This window comes from Alteromonas sp. KUL17 (assembly GCF_006538305.1).
Classification (GTDB): Bacteria; Pseudomonadota; Gammaproteobacteria; order Enterobacterales; family Alteromonadaceae; genus Alteromonas; species Alteromonas macleodii.
This window is the reverse complement of the sequence record NZ_BJKJ01000005.1, coordinates 209,379-231,167: the sequence shown is the minus strand read 5'-3', so window position 1 is coordinate 231,167 and position 21,789 is coordinate 209,379. Positions and strand designations below refer to the sequence as shown.

Genomic DNA, 21,789 nt, shown 5'->3' with positions numbered 1-21,789 from the left:
GGAGCGGATATTTAGAAAATTTCCTTAAACTTCGGTCCTGGTCTCAGATTTCTATATTGTTGATTTGGTAAAGAAAATCGCGTTCGCAGTGAGTAAAGTCGCTATTACAATAGGGGGATCCCCCTACTTTAGTATTAATTATTATTAATGCTTAATAAAGTGTACGCAGTGTTAGCATCTTATTAACATTTGTTTAGCAATCTGCAAATACCTACGTTAAATAAACGAATTTTCTTAAGCTTAAGTTAACGATTGAAGGTCTTGATCTGAAACGGAGAAATTATGACAAAAAGCAACCATGCAGAACAAATAGAGACGACTACCTCCTCACAGAAACATGATCAATCCGTTAGTGATGACGAACACATTGTCGAGTTAGAAAACACCGGACGAAGAAAGTTTATTGGTTACATGCTTAAGGGGTCGAGTTTTGCCGTTGCGTTACATATAACTAGCGGAGCTATACGTACTCAGGATGCCAACGCCCGGTTGTTAGGAATACCGGAACTTGCAGATGAACTGGATTTAACAGATCTTTTGCTTATCTCCGGTGACCCTTTCTACTACGATTATTTAATTAAGATAACGAGTGATAACCGTGTCCGTTTTGAGCTTCCAAGAATGGAAGTAGGGCAAGGTATATTAACTGCTGCAATGATGATTCTTGCCGAAGAGCTGGACGTTGAAATGTCCTCCATTGATGCGACTTTATCTCCGGCAGAAATCAGACGAGCGACTGGTCAAATTACAGGGGGCTCTCACGCAGTAACCTCTCTTTGGGATCCGTTGCGCAAGGTCGCGGCAGCGCTATTACATAAGATAAAATTGTCAGCCGCAGTGCATTTCGGGATTTCTGTGAACGAAATTAGTACAGAAAATGGCTTTGCAATTGATAACGATGGCAGCCGCATTGCTTACTCTGAGCTCACCGCAGGTGTTGAGGGACGCAACGATGCAGCTCGACTGGCAAAGCCTAAAGATCCGTCACAATACAAAATTATTGGTACGCCGCAAAAGCGGGCTGACGCGCGCGATATTGTTACCGGCAAACTAGATTTCGCGATGGATCTCGACATACCAGACGCGATGCCCACTGTGGTCGCTAGGCCACCCAGCTTAGGTGGTTGCGTGATCACGTATGACGATTCTGAGGCAATAGGCCTGCCCGGCGTCCTTGCCATCAAAGAAGTTCCGTTGGATGTTGATGCAAATTCCTCTGGCGTGGCCGTTGTTGCGCGTTCCTTTGGCGAAGCATTTCGGGCGCGTGATGCACTTAATATTACATGGAGTGAGGGTGCTGCCGAACATCTATCTGACGCCGAGGTCATTGAGCAGTTACGTGCGATAAACCTGCCAACCTTACCTAAAATTCCTCTGGCTACCGATTCGGTTGGCGGCGAGTTCATCTTTCCTTATTTGGCGCATGCCCCTATGGAAACCATGACAGCAGTTGCTGATGCAACCGGCTCAAAGATCAGGGTATGGACTGGCGCCAAGACGCCACTTGCAGCACAAGCCAAAATTGCGCGTGAACTTGGAGTCTTACCCACTGACGTTGAGGTGAATGTAATTCAGAGCGGCGGCTCATTTGGCCGTCGCTTATTTTTTGATGCAGCAGTTGAAGGCGCGCGTATTTCACAAATTGTAAACCGCCCCATCAAACTTATGTTTACCCGACAGGACGACACAAAGTTTGGCCGCGCACGACCGCTCAGCTTGCACAACGTAAAAGCGACTTACACTAGAGGTTTTTTAATAGGCAAAAAAGTGTTGTCGTTTGACCATCGCGCTGCGACCGCTGAATTGGACCTCGAACATGGCTTTGGCGACGGTATTACTGCATTGGGAGGAGAATTAGCTCCCGCTGCTTTCAGCCAGACAGTCTGGCACTCAACGCAACTAGTGCAATATAAGTTTGGTGCAACTTCCTTGCTGCTAAACGAAAAAAAATTCGTTGTGCCAACCTCCTCTTGGCGCGGCATCTACTCCGGCACAGCTGCCGTCGCAAACGAGATAGTTGTTGACGAATTGGCACGCGCAATGAACGAGGACGAATGCCAGTTCAGATTACAAATGCTTGATGATGAGCGCTCCAAAGCTGTCCTGCGGAAAGTTTCTCGAGAGGGCAAGTGGGGAAGGAGAATGAAAAAAGGACGTGCCCAGGGCCTCGGGTTACATAAAGAGTATAAGTCTCGAGCCGCAGTGCTTGTTGAATTACAAACGTTCAAAAATCCGGAGAAAGAATGTAAAGTCACTAAGATTGTTGTTGCGCTGGATGTGAACCGAGTATTGAATCCAACCGGCCTAGAGGCGCAAGTTATCGGTGCGGCAACCGATGCCATTACCTATATGATTCGCACCAGTTTACACCTCGACAATGGCGCAATACGCGAGAGCAGTTATGGCGATTTTGAGATTGCTCGAATGCGCAACACGCCACCAAAAATTGAAGTGCACTTTATGCCGCCTAACGGAGAAACACCGGGAGGTGCAGGCGAGTTGGTAGTGCCTGCGGCGGCAGCGGCGATAGCCAACGCATTTGCCAGGGCGACGGGTATCGCACCACGTCGTTTTCCACTTCGTGACTTCTATCCAGAGGGTTAATTTATGCCACAAATTACATTTAATGTTAACAATAACCCGGTTTCTATCGACGCTGAAAACGATGATGAGCTTCTGTATCTCTTGCGTGATCGACTTGGTATTACTGGCCCAAAATATGGTTGCGGTGTTGGCGTGTGTGGCGCTTGCACTATCTTTAAAGACGGTGAGCTAGCCCGCCCATGCATTGTTCCGATGGAAGAAGTGGAAGGTGCATCGCTAACCACTATTGAAGGGCTTGCGGTCGATGATATTCTGCATCCGGTGCAAGAAGCATGGATAAACGAAGATGTCGCTCAGTGTGGGTTTTGTCAGGCTGGGCAAATTTTAACCGCCGTCAAACTATTGGAGTCTAATCCCAATCCCAACGATCGTGACATTGATGAAGCTATGAGCGACAATATCTGCCGCTGTGGTACCTATCATAGAATTCGAAAAGCCATTAAACATGCTGCAGCTTTGATTCAGCAGACGACATAAGAAGCTAGTTTTTGGGAAAACGGGCGGGGCTGAGAAGGACACCTTAATTTGTATAAGCTCAGAACTAACCTGAGTATTTCGCCTATAGGGTTGGTAGTCTGTAGACTGCTTAAAGCGAATTGCAGGAATTTCACCTGCTTTTAATTGGAGGGCTGCTTTACGTAAATAGCAGCCGTCTAGCTTAGAATATACTAAGGGTGGTAACTGGAACAAAAAGGATTAGGGGCATGTATCAGCTCACACCCTACAATCTATTCTTCCCTAACACCCCGAATCCTCTCATCCATAACAAGTTCTTTAACCAGCCCGTTCTCTTCATCCACCTCAAAATGAATGCTACTCCCATTCTTCGCAAAAAATTGTCCGCCCCCTTCATGAAAATATTCTTCGTTTTCAACATAGGGTAACGCGTTAAGCACAAAGCCATCGGCTGTTTTTTCTAGCACTACATCAACATTCACGGGGTTGGTCACCACATAGGTTCCAATATATTTACTTAGCTCCTTTTGGCTTATGGGTACTAACTTCCTAGTTTCAGCTTCGGAGTAGCCAACATCCAACGCTTCTTTTAAGCGTATTTCTAGTTCAGTTATCAACTGCCTACCGTTGTTGCCGTTAGTCATAATGGCGTAGCCGTTGCCGGTATCTAGCTCAATATAAAGCTGCGACATAAATCCAGCATCTGCGCCTCCGTGGCCAAAACCAAGAATGTCTCCATCTTCACTCATGTTGATAAAAAAGCCGATACCAACATTGGGCGGCTGAATACTCGGCGTATTGTTGGTTAACATCACCTGCGCGGTGGCTTGCGATATCCAGTCGTTTTTCTGCCCTAAGTACGCGCTACGAACGCCGCTTGCTAGTTTCAACATGTCTGAGGGCGTGCTCCACATGCCTGCTGCTGCAAGCGTGGCGTAGGTATGCGCGCCACCTTTAATTGGCGAGCCGTCACCGTCGTACGGCGTAGCCATATTATTTGATAAGTTGGTCGATATGGGCTGTTCGAAGCCAGAACGTGTCATGCCTAAAGGTTTAAATAAAAGCCGTTGCGACATAGATGGCAGAGGCTCGTTAGCTAAGTCCTGTAAGGTAAGTTGAGCGAGCGTAGTGCCGCCACCTGAATAGCGCATTTGTGTACCTGGTTGAAGATCAACAACAACCGCGTCTGTATTGGAAGGGGCTACACCTTCTAGCACTTGCTGCAAGTTAGGTACTGGTTCGCCCGCCGCGTAACCAGGAAAGCCATGTACAGTGGTACCCGCCGTGTGGCTTAACAACCTGCGTAAAGAAACAACGTCTTGCCCTGACCATTCATGTTCAGGTAACTGCCAGCTGGTGAGTAAGGTATTAACATCTGCGTCTAAATCTAGCGGGTTATCTTCGCGATATTTCATCAATACTGCTGCAAATGCAGGTTTAGAAATACTTCCTGCTTGAAACACCGTGTTTTCATCAACAGCCAATTCAGTGGTTAAATCTTTAACGCCGCTTTGCATGGTCCAAGCAAGTTGTCCATTTCTCATAAACGCGACAGACACACCAGGCACTTTGTAGTGCGCCTGTCTTTGCTCCAAATATTGGTAATCAACCTCTTGCCCTTCAATTCGAATGCGTTCAGTTAGCCCAGTTTTCAAAAGGTTGGCTTCTTTTGATTCTTCGGCTTGGAAGGAAGGCGAAGAGGGAGAAGCGGGCAGGGTTTCAGGCTCTGCACAGCCTGATAACGAAGCTAAACAAAGCGAAAGCGCTAAAGAGGCGAAGGTGATGTTTGTTTTCATTATGTGTATTCCATTACTATGAACGTCCAGTGTACGTTTCTATTAATATTCGCTCAATGCTAGCAATATGCTAAATCAGGCGCTCAATAGTTAGTCACCTGTACCTTCGGCAATTTTCTGTCGTAAGTTAGCCAGCCGTGTTTTAAAAGCCCCATTTTCAACATTTTCTTCATAGCTCATTGCTAACGCTTTCTCTCGCATTTCAAGTGCCATGGCTAAATCGCCGTTAGCTTCATAACCGTCTGCCAGGCTGTCGTAGGCGTCAGACTTATTAGGGAAGCGAGCTATATTTTTCTTAAAAATTGCAATGGCAGAGTCAAAGTCTTGTTTGTTTAACGCCGCATAACCCGCGTGGTTTACGGCTTTATATTCTGGCTTTGCTCCAAAAGCGTATTTTGCAGAAAGGTCTTTATAGTATTGCTCTACCGCAGGAATACCTTCTTGTATTATCGCACCTGTTGGGCGTAACGAATTTAGCTGCTTTTGAAGCGCCAAGCTCATACCTGCAAGCGCAGTCGTATTGTGGCTTTCAGATGTGTCTAGCTCCGTGTCAAAGATAAACCCTTTTCGTTCGCTGCTATTTAGCAGTTCAACGTAACGTTCGTATGCGCTTAGCATGTTTCCATCTTCGTTACCCATATTTATGTATAGATATTTGTTAAGGTCGCTATCTGACGCAAAGAACGCTTTTGCCTCTGGAAATATCACTTCGTCGTGCCACCACAAACTTGGGCTAAATGCGAAGTAACCTTGAAACAGTTCAGGCCGCTCTTGCAGTGCGTATAAGGTAAAAAGTGCGCTTAATGAATGCCCAGAAACAATCGCGTAGTTATTAGTGCGATAGTTTGCCTTTACGTATGGCTTTAGCTCTTTTTCTAGAAAGTCTAAAAAGTTGTCGGCACCACCAGATATTCCCCACTGGTTGTAGCTTTCATCATAGGTAGGTGTGAAGTCTCGCGTGCGCTCGGTGTTGGTAATACCGATAACAATCATTTCCTGCGCCATTCCAGACTGATTGAGCAGATCAAGCGTGCCTACGGTATGGGCAAAATTACGCTGTCCATCTAGCAAATATAAAACTGGGTAGGTGGTGTCTTTGTAGCGGGAATAGTTATTAGGTAAGTGAATAAGCAGTTCTCGCGACTCATTCAAAACTTCTGACTTTATTGTTGTAACTACGGCCTCGCCACGTACTTTGGCGTTTACGTGAAAGCTAAGGCTAAAAGCAAGTAAGGCGCAGATAAAAACACAGACAAGCTTTTGATACATTTGAATTTCCTTATTCTTTTTGTTTTCTTTTAATTTTATCGCGTTACAGAAAAATCAGTGACATACACAATGAGTGTAAGCTGTCATAGTTATTCAGCCTTGTCAAAGCGTCGTGGTTATTTTTTAATCATGGTGCTAGTATAAAAAAATAGATGGATTTCAAAGGCTCTGTAATGGATGACAATCTAGTAGGACTTATTTATGACGCTGCCCTTGAGCCCACGAAGTGGCCGGAACTGTTGTCCAGCTTAGTTAATGAGCTTGGCGATGTTGAAAAGTCAGTTCTGCACTCTTTTTCGAGAGTAAATCAAAGCGGCTCCGTAACTCAGCTTAAGTCTTTTGACGAAAGCGACAAAAATTCACTTTTCTCTATTCTTTCTCACCTAGACAGAGCTATTCAAATTGCAGATAGCGTAGATGCGACTACTCAGCAAAAAATGACGCACCAAGCCCTGCTTGAGCGCTTTTTTGTTCCTACGTTTATTGTTGATGCAAACTTAAGGCTTGTAGACAGCAATACCTCGGGAGCGTCTCTTTTACTGAAGAGTTCACATCTCTATAGCGCTGAAGACGAACTACGATTGAAAAGCTTCAAAGCGCAGAGGGAGTTACAAAACGCCATTAACGACATGAGCAGTGGGCAGACGCGCTGTTCGGCCATGAGTATTCGAATAGCAGACGAACATGGTGCATCTTCAATGTCTGTATTGCTTAGTCGAGAGCATGAAGCATCAAACCGATTCCTACTGATGGTGGCTTGTGCAGATACGCTTCCAAAAGTAGACGCGGAGAATATGCGGGCAATATTTGGCTTAACATCTGCAGAAGTGAAGCTTGTAAATGAGATAGTATCCGGTGCTTCTCTTGGGGATATTTCGAAAACTAGACATGTAAGTCTTAATACTCTGCGTACCCAATTGAAATCTATTTTTTCAAAGACAGCGACAAGCAGGCAAGCAGATTTAGTCAGACTAGTGCTTACGAGTCCACTCATGTTAGAGACTCCGAAACAGGCTAGCGGCAGCACAGCAGGCAATTTAGATGAATACAAGCGAAGCGAATTGCATCAGCGGTTAGTACTTTTTGACGGGCGTCAGCTTGGATATGCCGAGTTTGGAGACTTAAAAGGCGTCCCTGTATTTGTGTTTCATCCCTCCACTGGGTCGCGTTTGCAAAGCCACCCTAACAATAGCATCGCTAAAGACTTGGGTGTAAGGGTAATAGTGGCCGATAGGCCAGGCTTTGGTTTATCTGACCCACTTCCTGCCCGTAAAATTTTGGATTGGCCAGCTGACATCGAACAGTTAGCTGATCATTTGGGTTTAGACATGTTTTCTGTCATCGGCTTTTGTGGTGGTGGCCCCTATGCGCTGGCGTGCGCACACGAGTTGTCTGAAAAATTATCGGCGGTAACGTGTGTGAGCGGTGTGACGCCATTTGACAATATTAACTTAATGTATGGTGTATCACCTGCTAACAAGTTATTTGTGAAACTAGCAACTCAGCTACCCAGCGCCGTCTTTAAACTCACTACCTTGATGGCCAAGGGGCTAGTGAAAAAGCCTGAGCAATACTTAGATCATATTCACGCAAAATTATGTAAAACCGATCAGCAAGCACTTTGCGAACCCGAATTACTTGATAACTTTCAATTGGCCTTATCTCAGGCCTTTAAGCAGGGTCCAAAGGCATTTACTGAAGAACAATTACTGTTTTCTGAATCATGGCATTTTTCGGTCAGTAACATTTCTATGCCCGTTAACTTGTGGCACGGTGAAGAAGATTGTCATGTAAACATTGAGCTTGCAAGAAAACTCGCCGCCACACTGCCCAATGGAAAATTAGAAGCGACGAAGGACTATGGTCATTTTCTTATTTACCATCGATGGAGAGATATTCTATCTCACCACTTAAATAGCATGAAAAAGTAAATTTCACCTATTTGGGTGATGCCTAGCTTATAGGTTGTTTTTTACACTGCTTGGTGACAATTTGTGTAAAGGACTAAAACAATGAAATGCAGAAAACTACTCGGTGCCTCTTTACTGTTCTCGGGGTTTGCTCAATTTGCATCTGCTGGGCTACTTACCTTTGAAGACAATAGTATTTCGGGAAGTTACATTGGTAACGGCTCGTCAGTTAGCAGTTCTTTTGATTTAACGTCATTACTTGATAGTTCGCTGTTCAATTCACCGTTTGAAATCAATAGCGCTTTCATTCGATTCGAGTTTTCTGATGACGGCAATGACGCTGGGTTTCAGCAAGATAGCTTTGTTGAGAATCGCACAGGTTGGGGCAGCTGGTATTGGGTGGACCCTTTCTTCGGTTCTGATTATGTAAGGCGAACATTCAATAACTATTCAGTCACTGAGCGAAGCTCTGAAAAAGAACGATTCACTGCCATAGCAACCACAGACAATGCCAGCCAGTCTACAACAGGCGATGCGTCAGGTTCTATTTATAGTACTAGCTACTCGCGGGATGATAGAAGCTATGAAAAAGTTGGCGGTCCAGGGACATACACCGCTCTTACTCGCAACAGTAACCCCTTTTTTGGTGGAACCTACACCACAAGGACAAGATACAGCTCGGATGGCGCATACGAACAAGTCAATTCATATGAAAAAATAGAAGATAGAGACTGGAGCAGAGATACTTCTTCCTATTTGTTTCTTAATAATCTTCTAGGTGATATGAGTGCGAATGGTACGTTGAACTACTCTATGAGTGCACTAGAAGGCGACTTTCTTCTGAGCAAAGCAACATTGCATCTCAATATTGACGAGAACCCAACTCAACAGAATATTGGTACTGTTCCAGAGCCATCTGCATTAGCTACGTTCGCACTCAGTTTGTTTGTAATGTCGCTTAGAAAAAGGGCCTTGCTTGGCGTCAGGCAGCGGTAGCGTTGCGCCTTTTGGCTGTTGGTGATAAGCGATGGTGAATAATTCTTCTGGTTTTTTGGTTAAAAAATGTACTTTTGTATTGGGCGTTACGTTATATAGTCTACCACTGCCTTTTGAACTTGCTGTCTCTTCTTTAAGACATCTGCTTTTTAAACGACGGCAGTGTGTTTTGTATAACGTGAATTGGATGCTTTTGGAACTCTGAAGTTTGCGAGAACAAATTGCCAGCTATATAAAGTGACTTATATATTTTTGGAATACTTTTATGATCAAAGGGACTGTTGAAATAAAGTTTTATTGTTTTCTGTTCTTCTTTCTTTGTTTGTCAGGCTGTTCTATCTCACCCAAAGAAGATGTCTCACATGTCGGAATGAAAATATCCGATATTAATCAGGAAAAAAAGCAAGAGATTTTTGCCAATGAATTTAAGCATACCTCACCAAATTTAGGGGTCAGCCTTTCCGGTGGAGGAATGCGTTCCGCAAGTTTTAGTGTGGGTGTGCTGTCTGGGCTAAATGAAGTAGGAATTTTACCCAAGGTTGACTACCTTTCAACTGTTTCAGGTGGAGGATATGCTGCTTATTGGTATGTAAGTTCCTTATATCATTCTCAACGAATATCTCTAGAGAAGGAATTATTTGAACCAAAAGTGGATAGTTCTCTATTCTTCAATGATTGCTACCCCGCCTCTGAAAAAGATGGCTTTCCTCTCTACAAAAATACAGAGAATCACTTTTATAACACTTGCAAGGGGTACTCTGACCGCTCGACGTCTCAATATCGCTTTCAAAATCAGATAGCTCAGCAGTCTGACCTACTCAATTACTACCAAGATGGTAGTAGCGGTATTATCAACGGGTTAAAAGTGAATACCATTCAAATCATGGAGTACGCGGGTATTCTGTCTGCTCATATAGTGAGCCTGCCTGTTCATCATGTTGCCAATACGATATTCGATTGGAATGTGCAGGTTTCACCCGTTAAAAGCGCATACAACTTTGGTATAGAGCGAGCATTTGGCTTACATCCTAAAGTTCTTACAAGCGGACGCGTAGACACAAAGGTATATCAGAATAGCCAGGCTTTTCTTTGGATGGACAACTATTCTGCAGAAGACATTACTTTTGAGGAACTACAGAAAGCTTACAAAGAAAGTACGGAAAAATGTTTTGTTTACAATCGAAAAAGTAATTCCTGCAGCAAAATGCCGTTTTGGATCTTAAATACTGCGTCAAACTTGAATAGAAACGTATGTGGTTTTGATACGCCTAAGACCAAAACGGATAGAGTATTTGAATTCACTCCAGTGTCCTATGGTTCAGACAGAAATGGTTTTGTTGATAAGCCATATTCAAACCTCACATTGTCCGACGTTGTACAGCTTTCGGGGGCAGCTATGGATAGCCAATACAGTATGTTCGCATCATCTATTGGGGCTGGAGCTTTACATTTGGCCAATTTGAACTTGGGTGAGAAAATAGATAATTACCACCCTGATTCACCCACGAGTCATTGGCGAACGTTACTTCCAATTCCATTTTATTGCTTTCCAAAAATCGAATCACCTAGGCAGGCTAGCAGTATATATTTGAGCGACGGTGCACATGTTGAGCATACAGGGGCTTATGCGTTGATTCGTCGTGGCGTGAAAAACATTATTATGGTGGACGCGAGTGAAGATGATAAGGGAGAGTGGTTGGAGTTGAAAAATCTTGCAAGCATGCTTCTCGAAGAACATAACTTGAATATGACTCTCTTTAACGAAGAACATAATCCAATTCTACTATTAGACGTAAATGGTAAACCGGTTTTAAGTGCAATAGCTAACCCACTGAATGCCATGGGAAATATTTATTATGGCACTATTACTGGGTTTACTCCCGGCTTTATTGATAAGGATGAGAAAAACAACTTCATCAGACTCTGGCTCATCAAAACTGGCATTGTGCCAAAACGCCTAGCTTTAAATTGCGACGATAAAGAAGCATACCCTTGTTCGGTATCAAAGTTCATCGAGAAAAATTACTTAAAACAGTATAAAGACTGTGAAGCTAATCACTCTGGGGTGTTTCCCAACCACAGCACCATAAGAACATCAGCAGAGATGACTGTGTCTATCTACAACGCTTATAGAGATCTAGGAAAGTTTATCGCTGAGCGACTCAATATCTCTGAAGATGGAGAGTTGGCAATGAATCCATTAAATACAGAAGTAGAGAGTTTAAAACCACTAGTAACGTGTGAATAAATACAATAAAGGCAAGGAAAATGAAAAAACAGTCACTTATTGCATTCTTGATAGTAATGCTAACGGCATGTGCGGCTCCTTTGGGAACGATATCAGTACATAAAGTCGGAGATGGCGACAGGTTAACCTCTCCTCTAGTACAGTCTAAGCAACTTATTAATGACAAAAATACCGTCTTTAAAACTGATAAAAGTGGAGTTTCATCTGGTGATGATGTATTCGCTATTTATCTAACGGATACCTACCTACGATATCTAAAAGACTGGGGGGGAATAAATGAAGTTCTTATTGTTGTTGAGTTCACCGAGGCAGTTACCGGTACAACCCAAGATACAATTACTAAAATATTAGGACCCTACAATAATATTGCTGATGCAACACGAGCTCCTCTTCTCAATAAAGCGCTATATGGGCCCAAAAAAATGGAGAGCGACTTACTCACTATGAATCTGAAGGTTTATGAGTATGACTTGGAAGAGAATGAAAATAATGCCGCTATGCTCGAGTTCATCGCTGGCTCGGCTTCTGCCTTAGCTTTGGCTGATCCTGTCACTCTTGGCGAGATAAAAATAGCGAAAGAAATAGCGCAAACCCTTATCCGGACAAATGAAAATGACTTGGTAATTGACATAGATTTAGATTTCGTCGCAGGTAGTAAAAAGTATAAGACTTACTCTAATTCAAGAGTTCTCCCACTTAAAGACAGTGAGTTAGTCATAGTCAAACAGGAAGCGTGCCGAATTGGCACCTGTTGGGATTATTTCAGTAATTTTAAAAACGGTTCTGCCACGAATGGACCCGGAGTCGTTACTGATATTGTGATGGCACTACCTACTGCTGTCGTTAAAGCGACAACAGATGTTCCCGATTCTGATTCGCTTAGCCCGTTTATCCCTGATGACGTATCGGTGAGTAATAGTGGATTAATAAAAGGAATTGATAAAACTAACGGCAAGCCAGCAAAGTTCGTTCCTTTTTTGGACAAAACATGGTTAAGACTCAGCGTGGTTAAAGGTGGGGATCCATCACTTTGGACTGCAAGGCGTGCCCTCTACCCAACAGAAGAGGAAATTAACAAGCTTTTGCGTAATCCAAACGCACTTACCGTTGAAAATATGAAAGCAATGACTGCACGCATTGAGAAGATTCAGAAAGAAGTTGAAAAAGGCAATGCACAAATTGTGCTTACTTCCAAATTCAGTCGTAATGGCACACACTTTATTCTGAATGGCTCAGGTAAAAGTTCATTGTGTATGAGCCACACTAAAAACATAGAGCTCAATGAAAACCAAGCTATTTTGTACATGGACACATTAGCTGGGCACAGTGTATCAAAAGTAACCTCTTCTAAAGACACGTCTTGTTTTGAGTTAACCCACGCAAGCTTTACGCCTGATAAAGGCCTGTTTCAAGTCAATTACCAGCTGGCAGAACAGACAAACGCTGTACATTTTCCCGTACTAATTGCAGATAAGCTCACCGGAACTCCTAGTGCAAGCTGTGTGAAAGATAGCAATGGTGAAGGAAACACCGTAACGATAACGCTAACAGCCGATACCGTTAAGCAGGTTGCTGATGTTACTCTTAATAGTGAGTCTTTAGTTTTCTCTGTAGAAGGTGACAAGCTTATTATCCCACTAAGCAGTAATGCGCCAACTCTTACAGTCACTGATGTTTTTGGGGCGAGTATAAACACAGCGACTTTGACATGCCCTTAGAACCCTAACCTATTAAATTAGTGCACATTATTGAAAGACATATAGACTGCGTACTGGCTCTTTTTATTTGAAGCCAGTGCGTTTACGTTTACTGCTAAAAACATCACCTTTTGATGTGGAGTTGTTAAAAACGGTACTTGAAACAGCTCATCTCGGATATTGAAGATATCTAATTGAAAATGAGAAAGACGGTTTGAGTGAATAATAATATCGGACAAGCTAAGAGTTGGTTAACTGTTTTTAAAAATGCTCACAATGGGATAAGGCTCATAGCAAGGGCTTGAAGTCAAGGCAGTAAAAAAGCCGCAATCAGCAACGTGATGCGGCTTTCCGAGCTGGGCTGACTAGGCAGCCTTATAGAGCAATTGCGTAAAAGGGGTTAGCTAGAACGACCCTCACTCATAGCTGCCTGTTCAAATACCTTAACTCTAGACATATGATCACCTCCTTATCTTCGTTGCTAAAACTTCTTGGAAAATAACATAGGCGGTATTTTAGTAAAGTGTCGCTGCATTAAAGAAAGTTTAGGAAAAGCGAGCACAACTCAAAAACACGAATAGCGAAACCAAGTCGATAATATAAACCTGTTTAATTAAATCTACGTAACCAATGCTAACTGAAACCATTTGCGCCGCCCGTTTACGTGCAATTAACGTCTTAACGTGCAACCAGCAGTACGCAAACCCTCAAAAAGGCTAGAACTTAATGCAAACAACAAGCACGCACAAAACCAGCAAGAGTCGGAAAGCCGCACTATTGGTTACTTTTTTTGCCACCTCTTTTTTTACCTTTGCTCAGTCGAACACATCTGAACAAATTGAAATGAAGGGCAGTAAGGGCACTACTGTAACGGGTAATGTTCAGGCGTCCTTCGATAACCCCTGGGCCATGACATTCTTGCCAGACGGGCACAGCTTGGTAACGGAAAAAGCTGGCACTCTATGGCTGCTTGATGAAAACCAGCAGAAGCGTTTTGCTGTTAGTAATGTTCCAAGTGTTACTGCGCGCGGGCAAGGCGGTTTAGGTGATGTCATTATTCACCCTGACTTTGCGTCGAATAACACTATTTATATTTCGTACATTGAACGAGATGAAAAAGACGATGCGTTCAGCGGTGCGGTGATAGAACGAGCCACGCTTACCTTATCTGATAGTGGCGCGAAGCTGACTGATAGAGAGCTAATTTGGCGTCAGTCGCCGAAGGTGACGGGGAATGGGCATTACTCTCACCGCATGGCGTTTTCACCTGATGGCCATTTATTTATCACCTCGGGTGAGCGCCAGAAATTCACGCCAGCACAAAACATGGCGATGAACTTAGGTAAGGTGCTGCGCTTAAACGACGACGGTAGCGTACCTGAAGATAATCCGTTTTACGGTCAAGGCGATGTAACAGAACAAATCTGGACATTAGGTCACCGCAATCCGCTAGGCATCGATTTTGATGAGAAAGGTAATTTATGGGCTCATGAAATGGGGCCGCGCCATGGCGACGAACTTAATATTATTGAACGAGGTCGCAACTATGGTTATCCAGCAGTGTCGCAGGGCGACCATTACTCAGGCGTGAAAATTCCTAACCACGAAGACTACCCCATCTTTAAGTCGCCTGAATTGGCATGGGTGCCTGCCATTAGTCCTGCCGGTTTTATCATTTACAAAGGCGATAAGTTTAGTGACTGGAAGGGAAATGGTTTTATAGGCGGTTTGTCTTCAAAAGCGCTGGTTCGAGTTGCATTTAATAAAGACGATGAAGGCAACTGGAAGGTGGAAGAAGCAGAGCGCTATGAATGGGGCAAGCGAGTACGCGAGGTTGAGCAAGACAGTAAGGGCAATATCTATGTGCTTGAAGATAAAGAAGGCGGAAGGCTGATAAAGCTCAATTCACTAAACTAGACGCTATGTAAGCAGAATGAAGCTGAAACATAGGCTTTGAGGGCACATGAATGCACATCGATAAGTGACGATAATGTGTGCTCTCAAGCTTCGATAACTTTGTCGAGTCTTGTTCTTGAGTGACTTTTTAAAGCCTTTTTCTTTTAAATGACGTTTTTTCTAAGTTGGGCCACATTTTTACACCCCAAAGGATAAATGTGTTGCAAGAACAAGACGGTTTCGCAAATGGTTTTAGGTGTATCTGCAAGTACCTTTACGCCATGCGCAAACAATGGAGGAGTTTAGTATCAACCCGTTGAGCGATGTGATACGTTGTTCTTTAGACGAAAGTATAAGTTAACCTATTCGAACCTCAGGATCCTCATGTCACAGCCCCCCAAAAACATTAACTTTGAACGTTGCGAAGACGAGCCAATACATATTCCCGAAAGTATACAAAGTTATGGTTTTCTTATTGCTTTTAATTACAAGGACTTGAAGATTTCGATTGTCAGTGACAACTGCGAGTCAGTGTTCACTGAGCCGCTCATTGGTAAACACTTTTTAGAAATACTCTCATCAGACACGAATGAAAGGGCATTTCTTGAAGAGACGTTTGATAGGGTTACAAAAACCAAAATTAGGCTGCCTATTAAGCTTCACTTAAAAGCCTCGATGTTAGAGGAAGGAGCGGCGATAGATTATTTGGCGGTGGTTTATGATTCTGGTCACAACTATGTTGTTGAGCTAGAGCCCGCAACTGAATTCAGAGATACCTATAGCGCAGAGCAATTTATCAAACTCTATGCTATGTCTATTGCTCCGCGCTTTAAAGAAATGACGTCACTAAGAGAGATGGCTCAAGAAATGGTCTCGACCATTCGGTATCTCACAAATATGGACAGGGTAGTACTCTACAAATTCAATGATGACTACTCAGGGAAAGTTATCGCAGAAGCTAAAGCCGATGATATGGACTCATATCAAGACTTGTACTTTCCTGCGTCAGATATTCCTGCACAGGCTAGAGCGCTTTACAAAACTAACTGGGTAAGACTAACTCCTGATACTGAGTTACCTCCTGCAAGGCTAGTTCCATCGATTGAAGAATCAGGCAGAGAACCACTGGATCTCACTCGCTCGCTGCTGCGAACCTTTTCACCTATTCATCTTCAATACATTAGAAACCAAGGTTTGCGGGCTTCATTTTCGATCTCTTTAGTAACGGACGGCGAGCTTTACGGGCTAATTTCTTGCCACCATCGCAAGCCTATTTATATTCCACAAGATGTTAGGCTTCAGTGCGAAAACCTGAGTCAGCTATTTAGCTGGCATTTATTGGCGAAAGAAGAGGAAATTGCAAAGCATAAGAAGTATGCAACTGACGAAGCAGTTGATGCCATGCTAGACAGAATAGGTCCAGCAAATCCTATCAGTCGTGTAGTTAAAAGTGGTGAAAAAGCATTTTTGGAAGCGCTTAATAGTTCAGGGTTTGTTTATTATTCTCAGTACGAGACCATTACCCTCGGTTCTACTCTACCGATAGAACTCATCAAGGAAATCTTTTCCAAAGCAAGCAGCCAGGGTGGATTCCCATATACCAACGACGCGCTTTATGACGATTACCCAGAAGCACGACAGTACGGTATTGCTGGCATAATGATTATTCCTCTGTTTGAAAAGAAGCAATACTTTACCGCCTGGTTCAGGAAGGAAACCCATCGCGTCCAAAAGTGGATTGGCGCTGAAGATGAGAAGTCTGAAGATGCACCAAAAGCTCAGCGACTTAAACCCAGAGCTTCGTTCACTATTCATACCCGCACTATAAAAGGGCGCTCAACGAGTTTTGATAAGGCGGATGTTGATACTGCCAATCGCCTGAACAGGATGTTTCTTGTTTATGCACTTGATGTGCAAGAACGCATGCATATCAGTATTCAAGAGCTTGAAAAACAAGATAATTACAGAAACGAATTTCTTGCCACGTTAGCTCACGAATTGCGAAATCCGCTTGGACCTATTATGTCTGGCGCAAGTATTTTAGAAACGGTTGACGATGATAAAACGCGTAGAAGAGTGACGGCTATTATTAATCGCCAAGCGGAATACATGTCAAAACTTATCAACGATTTGATGGATGTATCGCGTATTACGCGAGGTAAGGTCAAGCTTGAGTTTGAAAAACTGAGTATTCAAGACGTGCTGTCAGATTCCCTTGAAATTGTTGATCAGCAGGTAAAAGCGAAAAAGCATAATATAACCGTAAATTATCTTGAAAAAGATGTGACGGTTTATGGCGATAAAGCGCGTTTAAGTCAGATATTCTCAAACATTATTCACAACGCTGCTAAATATACGAGTGAGCAGGGAAGGATAACTGTAGATATCAGAGAGGAAGGTGTCATGGTTGTCGTTGCTGTTAAAGATAACGGCATGGGGATACCTGAAGACAGGCTTAAAGACGTATTTAATATGTTCACCCAAATTGAGGCGCACTCGACACACACTAAAGGCGGTTTGGGAATAGGGCTTACGTTGGTGAGTAAACTTGTAATGCTGCATCACGGTGATGTGTCGGTGATGAGTGAAGGATTAGGCCGGGGAAGTACCTTTGAAGTTAGACTTCCCATTTCTAAAATGGCTTATGAGCAGTCTGACAATCAGGAAGTTGAGCCAACTATTCAAAGCCAAACCAAAGTTATGTTCGTTGACGACAATGCCGATCTTATCGATGCATACTGTTTATTAGCAGAGTCTATGGGAGTGACTGCCTTAGGTATTACTTCTCCTAAAGAGGCTGTCGCTGAATTCAAGGCGTTTAAACCTAACTTCGTATTTCTTGATATCGGCATGCCAGATATTGACGGTTATGAGCTGGTTAAAATGCTGAAAGCCTTACCTGAATCAGAGAATGTTAAGTTTTATTCTCAAAGCGGGTGGGGCTCAGAGAAATATGTAGAGGACTCCCAAGCGGCAGGCTTCGATCAGCATTTCGTGAAGCCCTTGTCAAAAGACACAATTCAGTCGGTACTAAGCTAAAACATCTGTTAATAGGTTGAAGCTTACCGACTGAATGACTCAAATACTGTGAAACGCGTTATAATGCCGGACAAACGTAATTAGGAATAAATATGAAAGTCTGTGGTGTAGATTTAAAAGGTAATGAAGCAATTGTTAGTTTGGTGTCGCTGGCTGACGGATTGTTTCATTTGCCAGATTGCCGTACGCGCCGTTTAACGCTTGCCGATACCAGTGCGAAGGGGCTAAAGAACTTCCAAAGCACCTTCGCTAAACTTGTAGAAGACTACAAAATTGATGCAGTGATAATTCGTCAGCGCCAAAGCAAAGGTAAATTTGCAGGTAGTGCAATTGGCTTCAAGTTAGAGGCTGCCATTGAATTGATTGAAGGGCTTCAAGTTGTAGTATTTAGCCCAACGGATATTAAAGAATCACTACGTAAAAATCCGCTTGCAGTGCCATTTTCTGACACGGGTTTAAAACAGTTTCAGGAAACCGCTTTTACAACGGCGTACGCGTGGCTTATGAAAAATGAATATGCGTCGCAAGAGTCAGACGAGTAATAATCGGGAGCGGTTAGCTCAACGTTTATTTTCAGTTTATTTAATTGTGCCTGCATTTAGTGTGCGGGCATTGTTTTTCTTAATTTATCTTCTCCCAGCCTGAAAGGCTTTACTTCACCATTCCCTCAACTTTCGCATTCATCTCTACCAATGCTGTGTAAAGTGCTTCTAACTGATCGCTAAAACCAGCTACGCTTCCATGCTCATTACGTTTTATCGTTAGCTCAATCGTTGCAGCTAGCTCAGCTAAGGCGTAAGCGCCAATGTACCGAAGGGCAGTTATGCAGATATGCGCTATACGAACAATAGAAGCATAGTCTTTTTCATCAATGGCTTTTCGAAGGTTATCTAGCTCTTTGTTAAGTGCTGCAAAGTCATTAAGTAACTCTTTATACAAAGTCTCGTCATTTAACATTGCTTGCATGGCTTGAGATTTATCTATAAAGCTCAGCGGTATTGTGTTTGCCGATGGCCCGCCAGTTACTTCAGTGGTCGCCGTCGACTTTCCTTTATTTAGCACTTCAACAAGCACGTCAAAGAAGCGGTTTGGGTCAACCGGTTTGTTGATGTGGCCGTCCATGCCCGCCGCCAGGCTCTTGTCGATGTCTTGCTGCATGGCGTGAGCCGTCATGGCAATAATCGGCAAAGTTAATTTCAGCTCATCTCTGATTTTTCTAGCTGCTGTTAACCCGTCCATAACGGGCATTTGGATATCCATCAATACCACGTCGTAGCTGTTATCTTCACGTAAGGCTTTTATGGCTTCAAAGCCGTTACTAACCATTTCAATAGTAGCGTGGGTGTCGTTTAACAGGCCAAGGGTTACTTTTTGATTCAGCGTATTGTCTTCTGCGAAAAGGATCTTCGTTCCTCGCAGATTAGGCACAGGCGCAGCATCTGCTGGTAGGGTTCTTGTGTTCACGTTTAAGCAAAGCTCTTGTAGCTTATCTACAAGCTCACTGGTGCTAAAAGGCTTTTTAATGAAGGTTCGAATACCTAGTTGGTTAGCCTGCTCTCGCATATGAGGCGACTCGAATGCATACAGCATTATCACCTTCGGTGGCTTAATTGAAAACTCCTGCTTCATGATGGCTGCAACTTCCAATCCATCAATGTCAGGCATATTCCAATCTAAAATAAGTACGTCGTAAGGCGCACTGTTTCCCACAGCAGCACGCATTTTGGCTACGGCTTCTTTACCGCCGGTCGCAACATCTGCTTTAATGTTAGCTACCGATAGCGACTCGATAATAGCGTCGCGCGACACGCCAATGTCATCAGCAATAAGCACCTTAAGTAACGAAAGTTGCTTAGACGGCGATACAATTTGTTGGGAAGCATCCTGTTTAACGGTTACGGTAAAATGAAAACTTGCGCCTTTTCCAAGCTGGCTCTCAACCCAAATCTCTCCGCCCATTAATGTGACTAACTGCTTACATATTGCTAAGCCTAGGCCGGTGCCGCCGTATCGACGAGATATAGACTCATCACCTTGGTTAAATGGTTGAAATAGCAATGCCTTTTGCGTGCTGTTTAGCCCAATCCCTGTGTCTTTAACTTCAAATTCAAGCTGAATGTCTTCTACATTATGCGTGCATCTAACGCTTACCGAAATCAGTCCGTCCTCGGTAAACTTAAGAGCGTTACTAACTAAATTGCTTAGAATTTGCTGTATGCGTAACGGGTCGCCGATGAGGTTTAACGGTACGTCACGTGATATATGCTGAATAAGCTCTATGTGCTTTTCCTCAGCGCGCCCTAAATGCAGTCTAATGGTTTGGTTTACTAGCGCGTCTAAATTGAATTGCGTCGATTCAATATCAAGCTTGCCCGCTTCTATTTTCGAGAAGTCGAGTATGTCGTTAATTATACTTAGTAGGGTTTGCGACGCGCCTTCTATCTGAATAAGGTTCGTTTGTTGATCTTTATCTTCTGCAGCCCGCTGCGAAAGCTTGGTCAGGCCAATAATGGCGTTAAGCGGCGTGCGAATTTCGTGACTCATGCGTGCAAGAAAGTCAGATTTTGCTTTTGTTGCTTTCTGAAGGTCTTGAGTAAGTGCATCGAGCGCCTTACGCTGTTGGCGAGTTCTAAGCCATAGGCCAACCACTAAGCCCAATGAAAGGATCACGAAACCGATGAAATACAGCTGAAACGTGTTTTGCTTTTTCTGTATGAGGTTACGCTGCTCTTTTAGCTGGTTGTCTTTCTCTAGAAGCTTGATAGTTTCTTCCTTTTCGGAAATAGAAAGCCGCACGCGGTTAAGGGCTAACAATCTTGACTGCTGTTCATTAAAACTCTCTTCATAAGTTTTAGTGTATAGCTTTGAATATTCTAATGCGGCTTCAAAACTGTTGGTTGATTCAAGTAGTGAAATGAGCTTTTCCAACATGCTTAGCACCACTGACTTGTCGTTCTTTATGGCGTCTTTTTTTAATCCACCTTCAAGTTCGCTAATAGCCAAGTCTATTTGATTGCGTTTAATATAGATGTCGACCAATCGCAGTAGTCTAGACCCTTCGTTGTATTTAAAACCAACTTTGCGGTCTGATTCCGCAGCGCGGTTCAACATGGTTAGCGCTTCAGTTAAATTGCCTTGGGCGATATGTAGCTCAGCCATTTTGGTATGAACAATGCCAATAAAGGGGTAGTGCACCTCTTTGAACAATTCTTCTGCCAGCAGAAGGCTTATTTTAGCGTCTTGATAGTCCCCCAGTTCTGTTTGCGCGTAACCTTGGAAAAAGTAAGCAATGGCTTTGTTTTCTTTATCATTTAAACGCTGGGCTGCGGCGAGGAAGTTTTGACCTAGCTGCAACATCATTTCGTAGTTTTGCAGCGACATGTACACATTGCCCATAGCGCTATATACAAGCAAGGCGTTATCGCTATTTACTTCAATGAAAGCAGCAAGGGATTTGTTGAGCGCTTCGAGTGCACGAGCATGCTCACCTGACAAGTCCAAAATTAGCCCTTCTAAGCGAAAAGACTCTGCCAGCGCCATGGTGTTGCCGCCTTTTTTTGCAAGCTTGCGGGCTTCCAACAGAGTTTCGTATCCGGCGACAAGGTCTTGCTCAAGAATGTGCTTATAAGCTCTTAGATTGAATAAACGGGCTTGCTGAAAAGCGTTCGGATGGGCGTCGAAGAAGTAGCCTAGCTCGGTGAATGTGGTTTCTACAGACTCATCGTTGTTTTGAATACGCTGTTTCAGTTCGTCTAGCGTAGTGACTGATGATGTGGTGTTAAGTGGTTCTTTTAAAAACGCAAAAGTAGGAAGCGCCATCGTAAAACAAACGATAGCGAAGATGCATTTCAAACGGCGCTTCACTTTCTACTTCAGCT

12 protein-coding genes are annotated in these 21,789 nt (G+C 43.5%); 9 read left to right on the top strand and 3 right to left on the bottom strand.

Annotated elements, in window-relative coordinates; genetic code table 11:
• Positions 1–282: 282 nt before the first annotated feature.
• Entirely contained in the window at positions 283–2,604 is a 2,322-nt protein-coding gene (locus KUL49_RS07165; protein ID WP_131136858.1) for a molybdopterin cofactor-binding domain-containing protein, read from the top strand.
• 3 nt (positions 2,605–2,607) lie between these two features.
• A complete protein-coding gene (locus tag KUL49_RS07160; protein WP_131136857.1) occupies positions 2,608–3,081 on the top strand; it encodes a (2Fe-2S)-binding protein in 474 nt (157 codons plus the stop codon).
• Between the two features lie 251 nt (positions 3,082–3,332).
• Here KUL49_RS07160 and KUL49_RS07155 read toward each other — a convergent pair whose 3' ends face one another.
• Both KUL49_RS07155 and KUL49_RS07150 read right to left on the bottom strand, forming a co-directional pair.
• Complete coding sequence (locus tag KUL49_RS07155; RefSeq protein WP_131136856.1) at positions 3,333–4,856, bottom strand: serine hydrolase; 1,524 nt, start codon at positions 4,854–4,856, stop codon at positions 3,333–3,335.
• Positions 4,857–4,946: 90 nt separating this feature from the next.
• Positions 4,947–6,125, bottom strand: a complete 1,179-nt coding sequence (locus tag KUL49_RS07150; protein WP_131136855.1) for an alpha/beta hydrolase-fold protein — start codon at positions 6,123–6,125, stop codon at positions 4,947–4,949.
• Between the two features lie 173 nt (positions 6,126–6,298).
• On the opposite strand from KUL49_RS07150, the gene KUL49_RS07145 reads away from it, so the two are divergent.
• The 7 genes from KUL49_RS07145 (at position 6,299) to KUL49_RS07115 (ending at position 18,453) form a co-directional block, all read left to right on the top strand.
• Positions 6,299–8,056, top strand: a complete 1,758-nt coding sequence (locus tag KUL49_RS07145) for an alpha/beta fold hydrolase (RefSeq protein ID WP_165477889.1) — start codon at positions 6,299–6,301, stop codon at positions 8,054–8,056.
• Between the two features lie 81 nt (positions 8,057–8,137).
• Complete coding sequence (locus tag KUL49_RS07140) at positions 8,138–9,031, top strand: PEP-CTERM sorting domain-containing protein (protein ID WP_131136853.1); 894 nt, start codon at positions 8,138–8,140, stop codon at positions 9,029–9,031.
• Between the two features lie 265 nt (positions 9,032–9,296).
• The gene (locus KUL49_RS07135; protein ID WP_131136852.1) at positions 9,297–11,279 is read left to right on the top strand and encodes a patatin-like phospholipase family protein; all 1,983 of its coding nucleotides are present in this window, start codon (positions 9,297–9,299) and stop codon (positions 11,277–11,279) included.
• Between the two features lie 20 nt (positions 11,280–11,299).
• Entirely contained in the window at positions 11,300–12,997 is a 1,698-nt protein-coding gene (locus KUL49_RS07130; protein ID WP_131136851.1) for a hypothetical protein, read from the top strand.
• 705 nt (positions 12,998–13,702) lie between these two features.
• The gene (locus KUL49_RS07125) at positions 13,703–14,893 is read left to right on the top strand and encodes a PQQ-dependent sugar dehydrogenase (protein WP_131136850.1); all 1,191 of its coding nucleotides are present in this window, start codon (positions 13,703–13,705) and stop codon (positions 14,891–14,893) included.
• Positions 14,894–15,256: 363 nt separating this feature from the next.
• The gene (locus tag KUL49_RS07120; protein ID WP_131136849.1) at positions 15,257–17,911 is read left to right on the top strand and encodes an ATP-binding protein; all 2,655 of its coding nucleotides are present in this window, start codon (positions 15,257–15,259) and stop codon (positions 17,909–17,911) included.
• Positions 17,912–18,003: 92 nt separating this feature from the next.
• Positions 18,004–18,453, top strand: a complete 450-nt coding sequence (locus KUL49_RS07115; protein ID WP_131136848.1) for a DUF3010 family protein — start codon at positions 18,004–18,006, stop codon at positions 18,451–18,453.
• 109 nt (positions 18,454–18,562) lie between these two features.
• Here the strand turns inward: KUL49_RS07115 and KUL49_RS07110 are convergent, their stop codons facing one another.
• Positions 18,563–21,730 carry a response regulator gene (locus KUL49_RS07110; RefSeq protein WP_131136868.1) on the bottom strand — a complete coding sequence of 1,056 codons (3,168 nt, stop codon included), beginning with the start codon at positions 21,728–21,730 and terminating at the stop codon, positions 18,563–18,565.
• Positions 21,731–21,789 lie beyond the last annotated feature (59 nt).

Coding starts and splice junctions, on each gene's coding strand:
- KUL49_RS07165 (WP_131136858.1), top strand. CDS start 283: ATGACAAAAAGCAACCATGCAGAACAAATAGAGACGACTACCTCCTCA.
- KUL49_RS07160 (WP_131136857.1), top strand. CDS start 2,608: ATGCCACAAATTACATTTAATGTTAACAATAACCCGGTTTCTATCGAC.
- KUL49_RS07155 (WP_131136856.1), bottom strand. CDS start 4,856: ATGAAAACAAACATCACCTTCGCCTCTTTAGCGCTTTCGCTTTGTTTA.
- KUL49_RS07150 (WP_131136855.1), bottom strand. CDS start 6,125: ATGTATCAAAAGCTTGTCTGTGTTTTTATCTGCGCCTTACTTGCTTTT.
- KUL49_RS07145 (WP_165477889.1), top strand. CDS start 6,299: ATGGATGACAATCTAGTAGGACTTATTTATGACGCTGCCCTTGAGCCC.
- KUL49_RS07140 (WP_131136853.1), top strand. CDS start 8,138: ATGAAATGCAGAAAACTACTCGGTGCCTCTTTACTGTTCTCGGGGTTT.
- KUL49_RS07135 (WP_131136852.1), top strand. CDS start 9,297: ATGATCAAAGGGACTGTTGAAATAAAGTTTTATTGTTTTCTGTTCTTC.
- KUL49_RS07130 (WP_131136851.1), top strand. CDS start 11,300: ATGAAAAAACAGTCACTTATTGCATTCTTGATAGTAATGCTAACGGCA.
- KUL49_RS07125 (WP_131136850.1), top strand. CDS start 13,703: ATGCAAACAACAAGCACGCACAAAACCAGCAAGAGTCGGAAAGCCGCA.
- KUL49_RS07120 (WP_131136849.1), top strand. CDS start 15,257: ATGTCACAGCCCCCCAAAAACATTAACTTTGAACGTTGCGAAGACGAG.
- KUL49_RS07115 (WP_131136848.1), top strand. CDS start 18,004: ATGAAAGTCTGTGGTGTAGATTTAAAAGGTAATGAAGCAATTGTTAGT.
- KUL49_RS07110 (WP_131136868.1), bottom strand. CDS start 21,730: ATGGCGCTTCCTACTTTTGCGTTTTTAAAAGAACCACTTAACACCACA.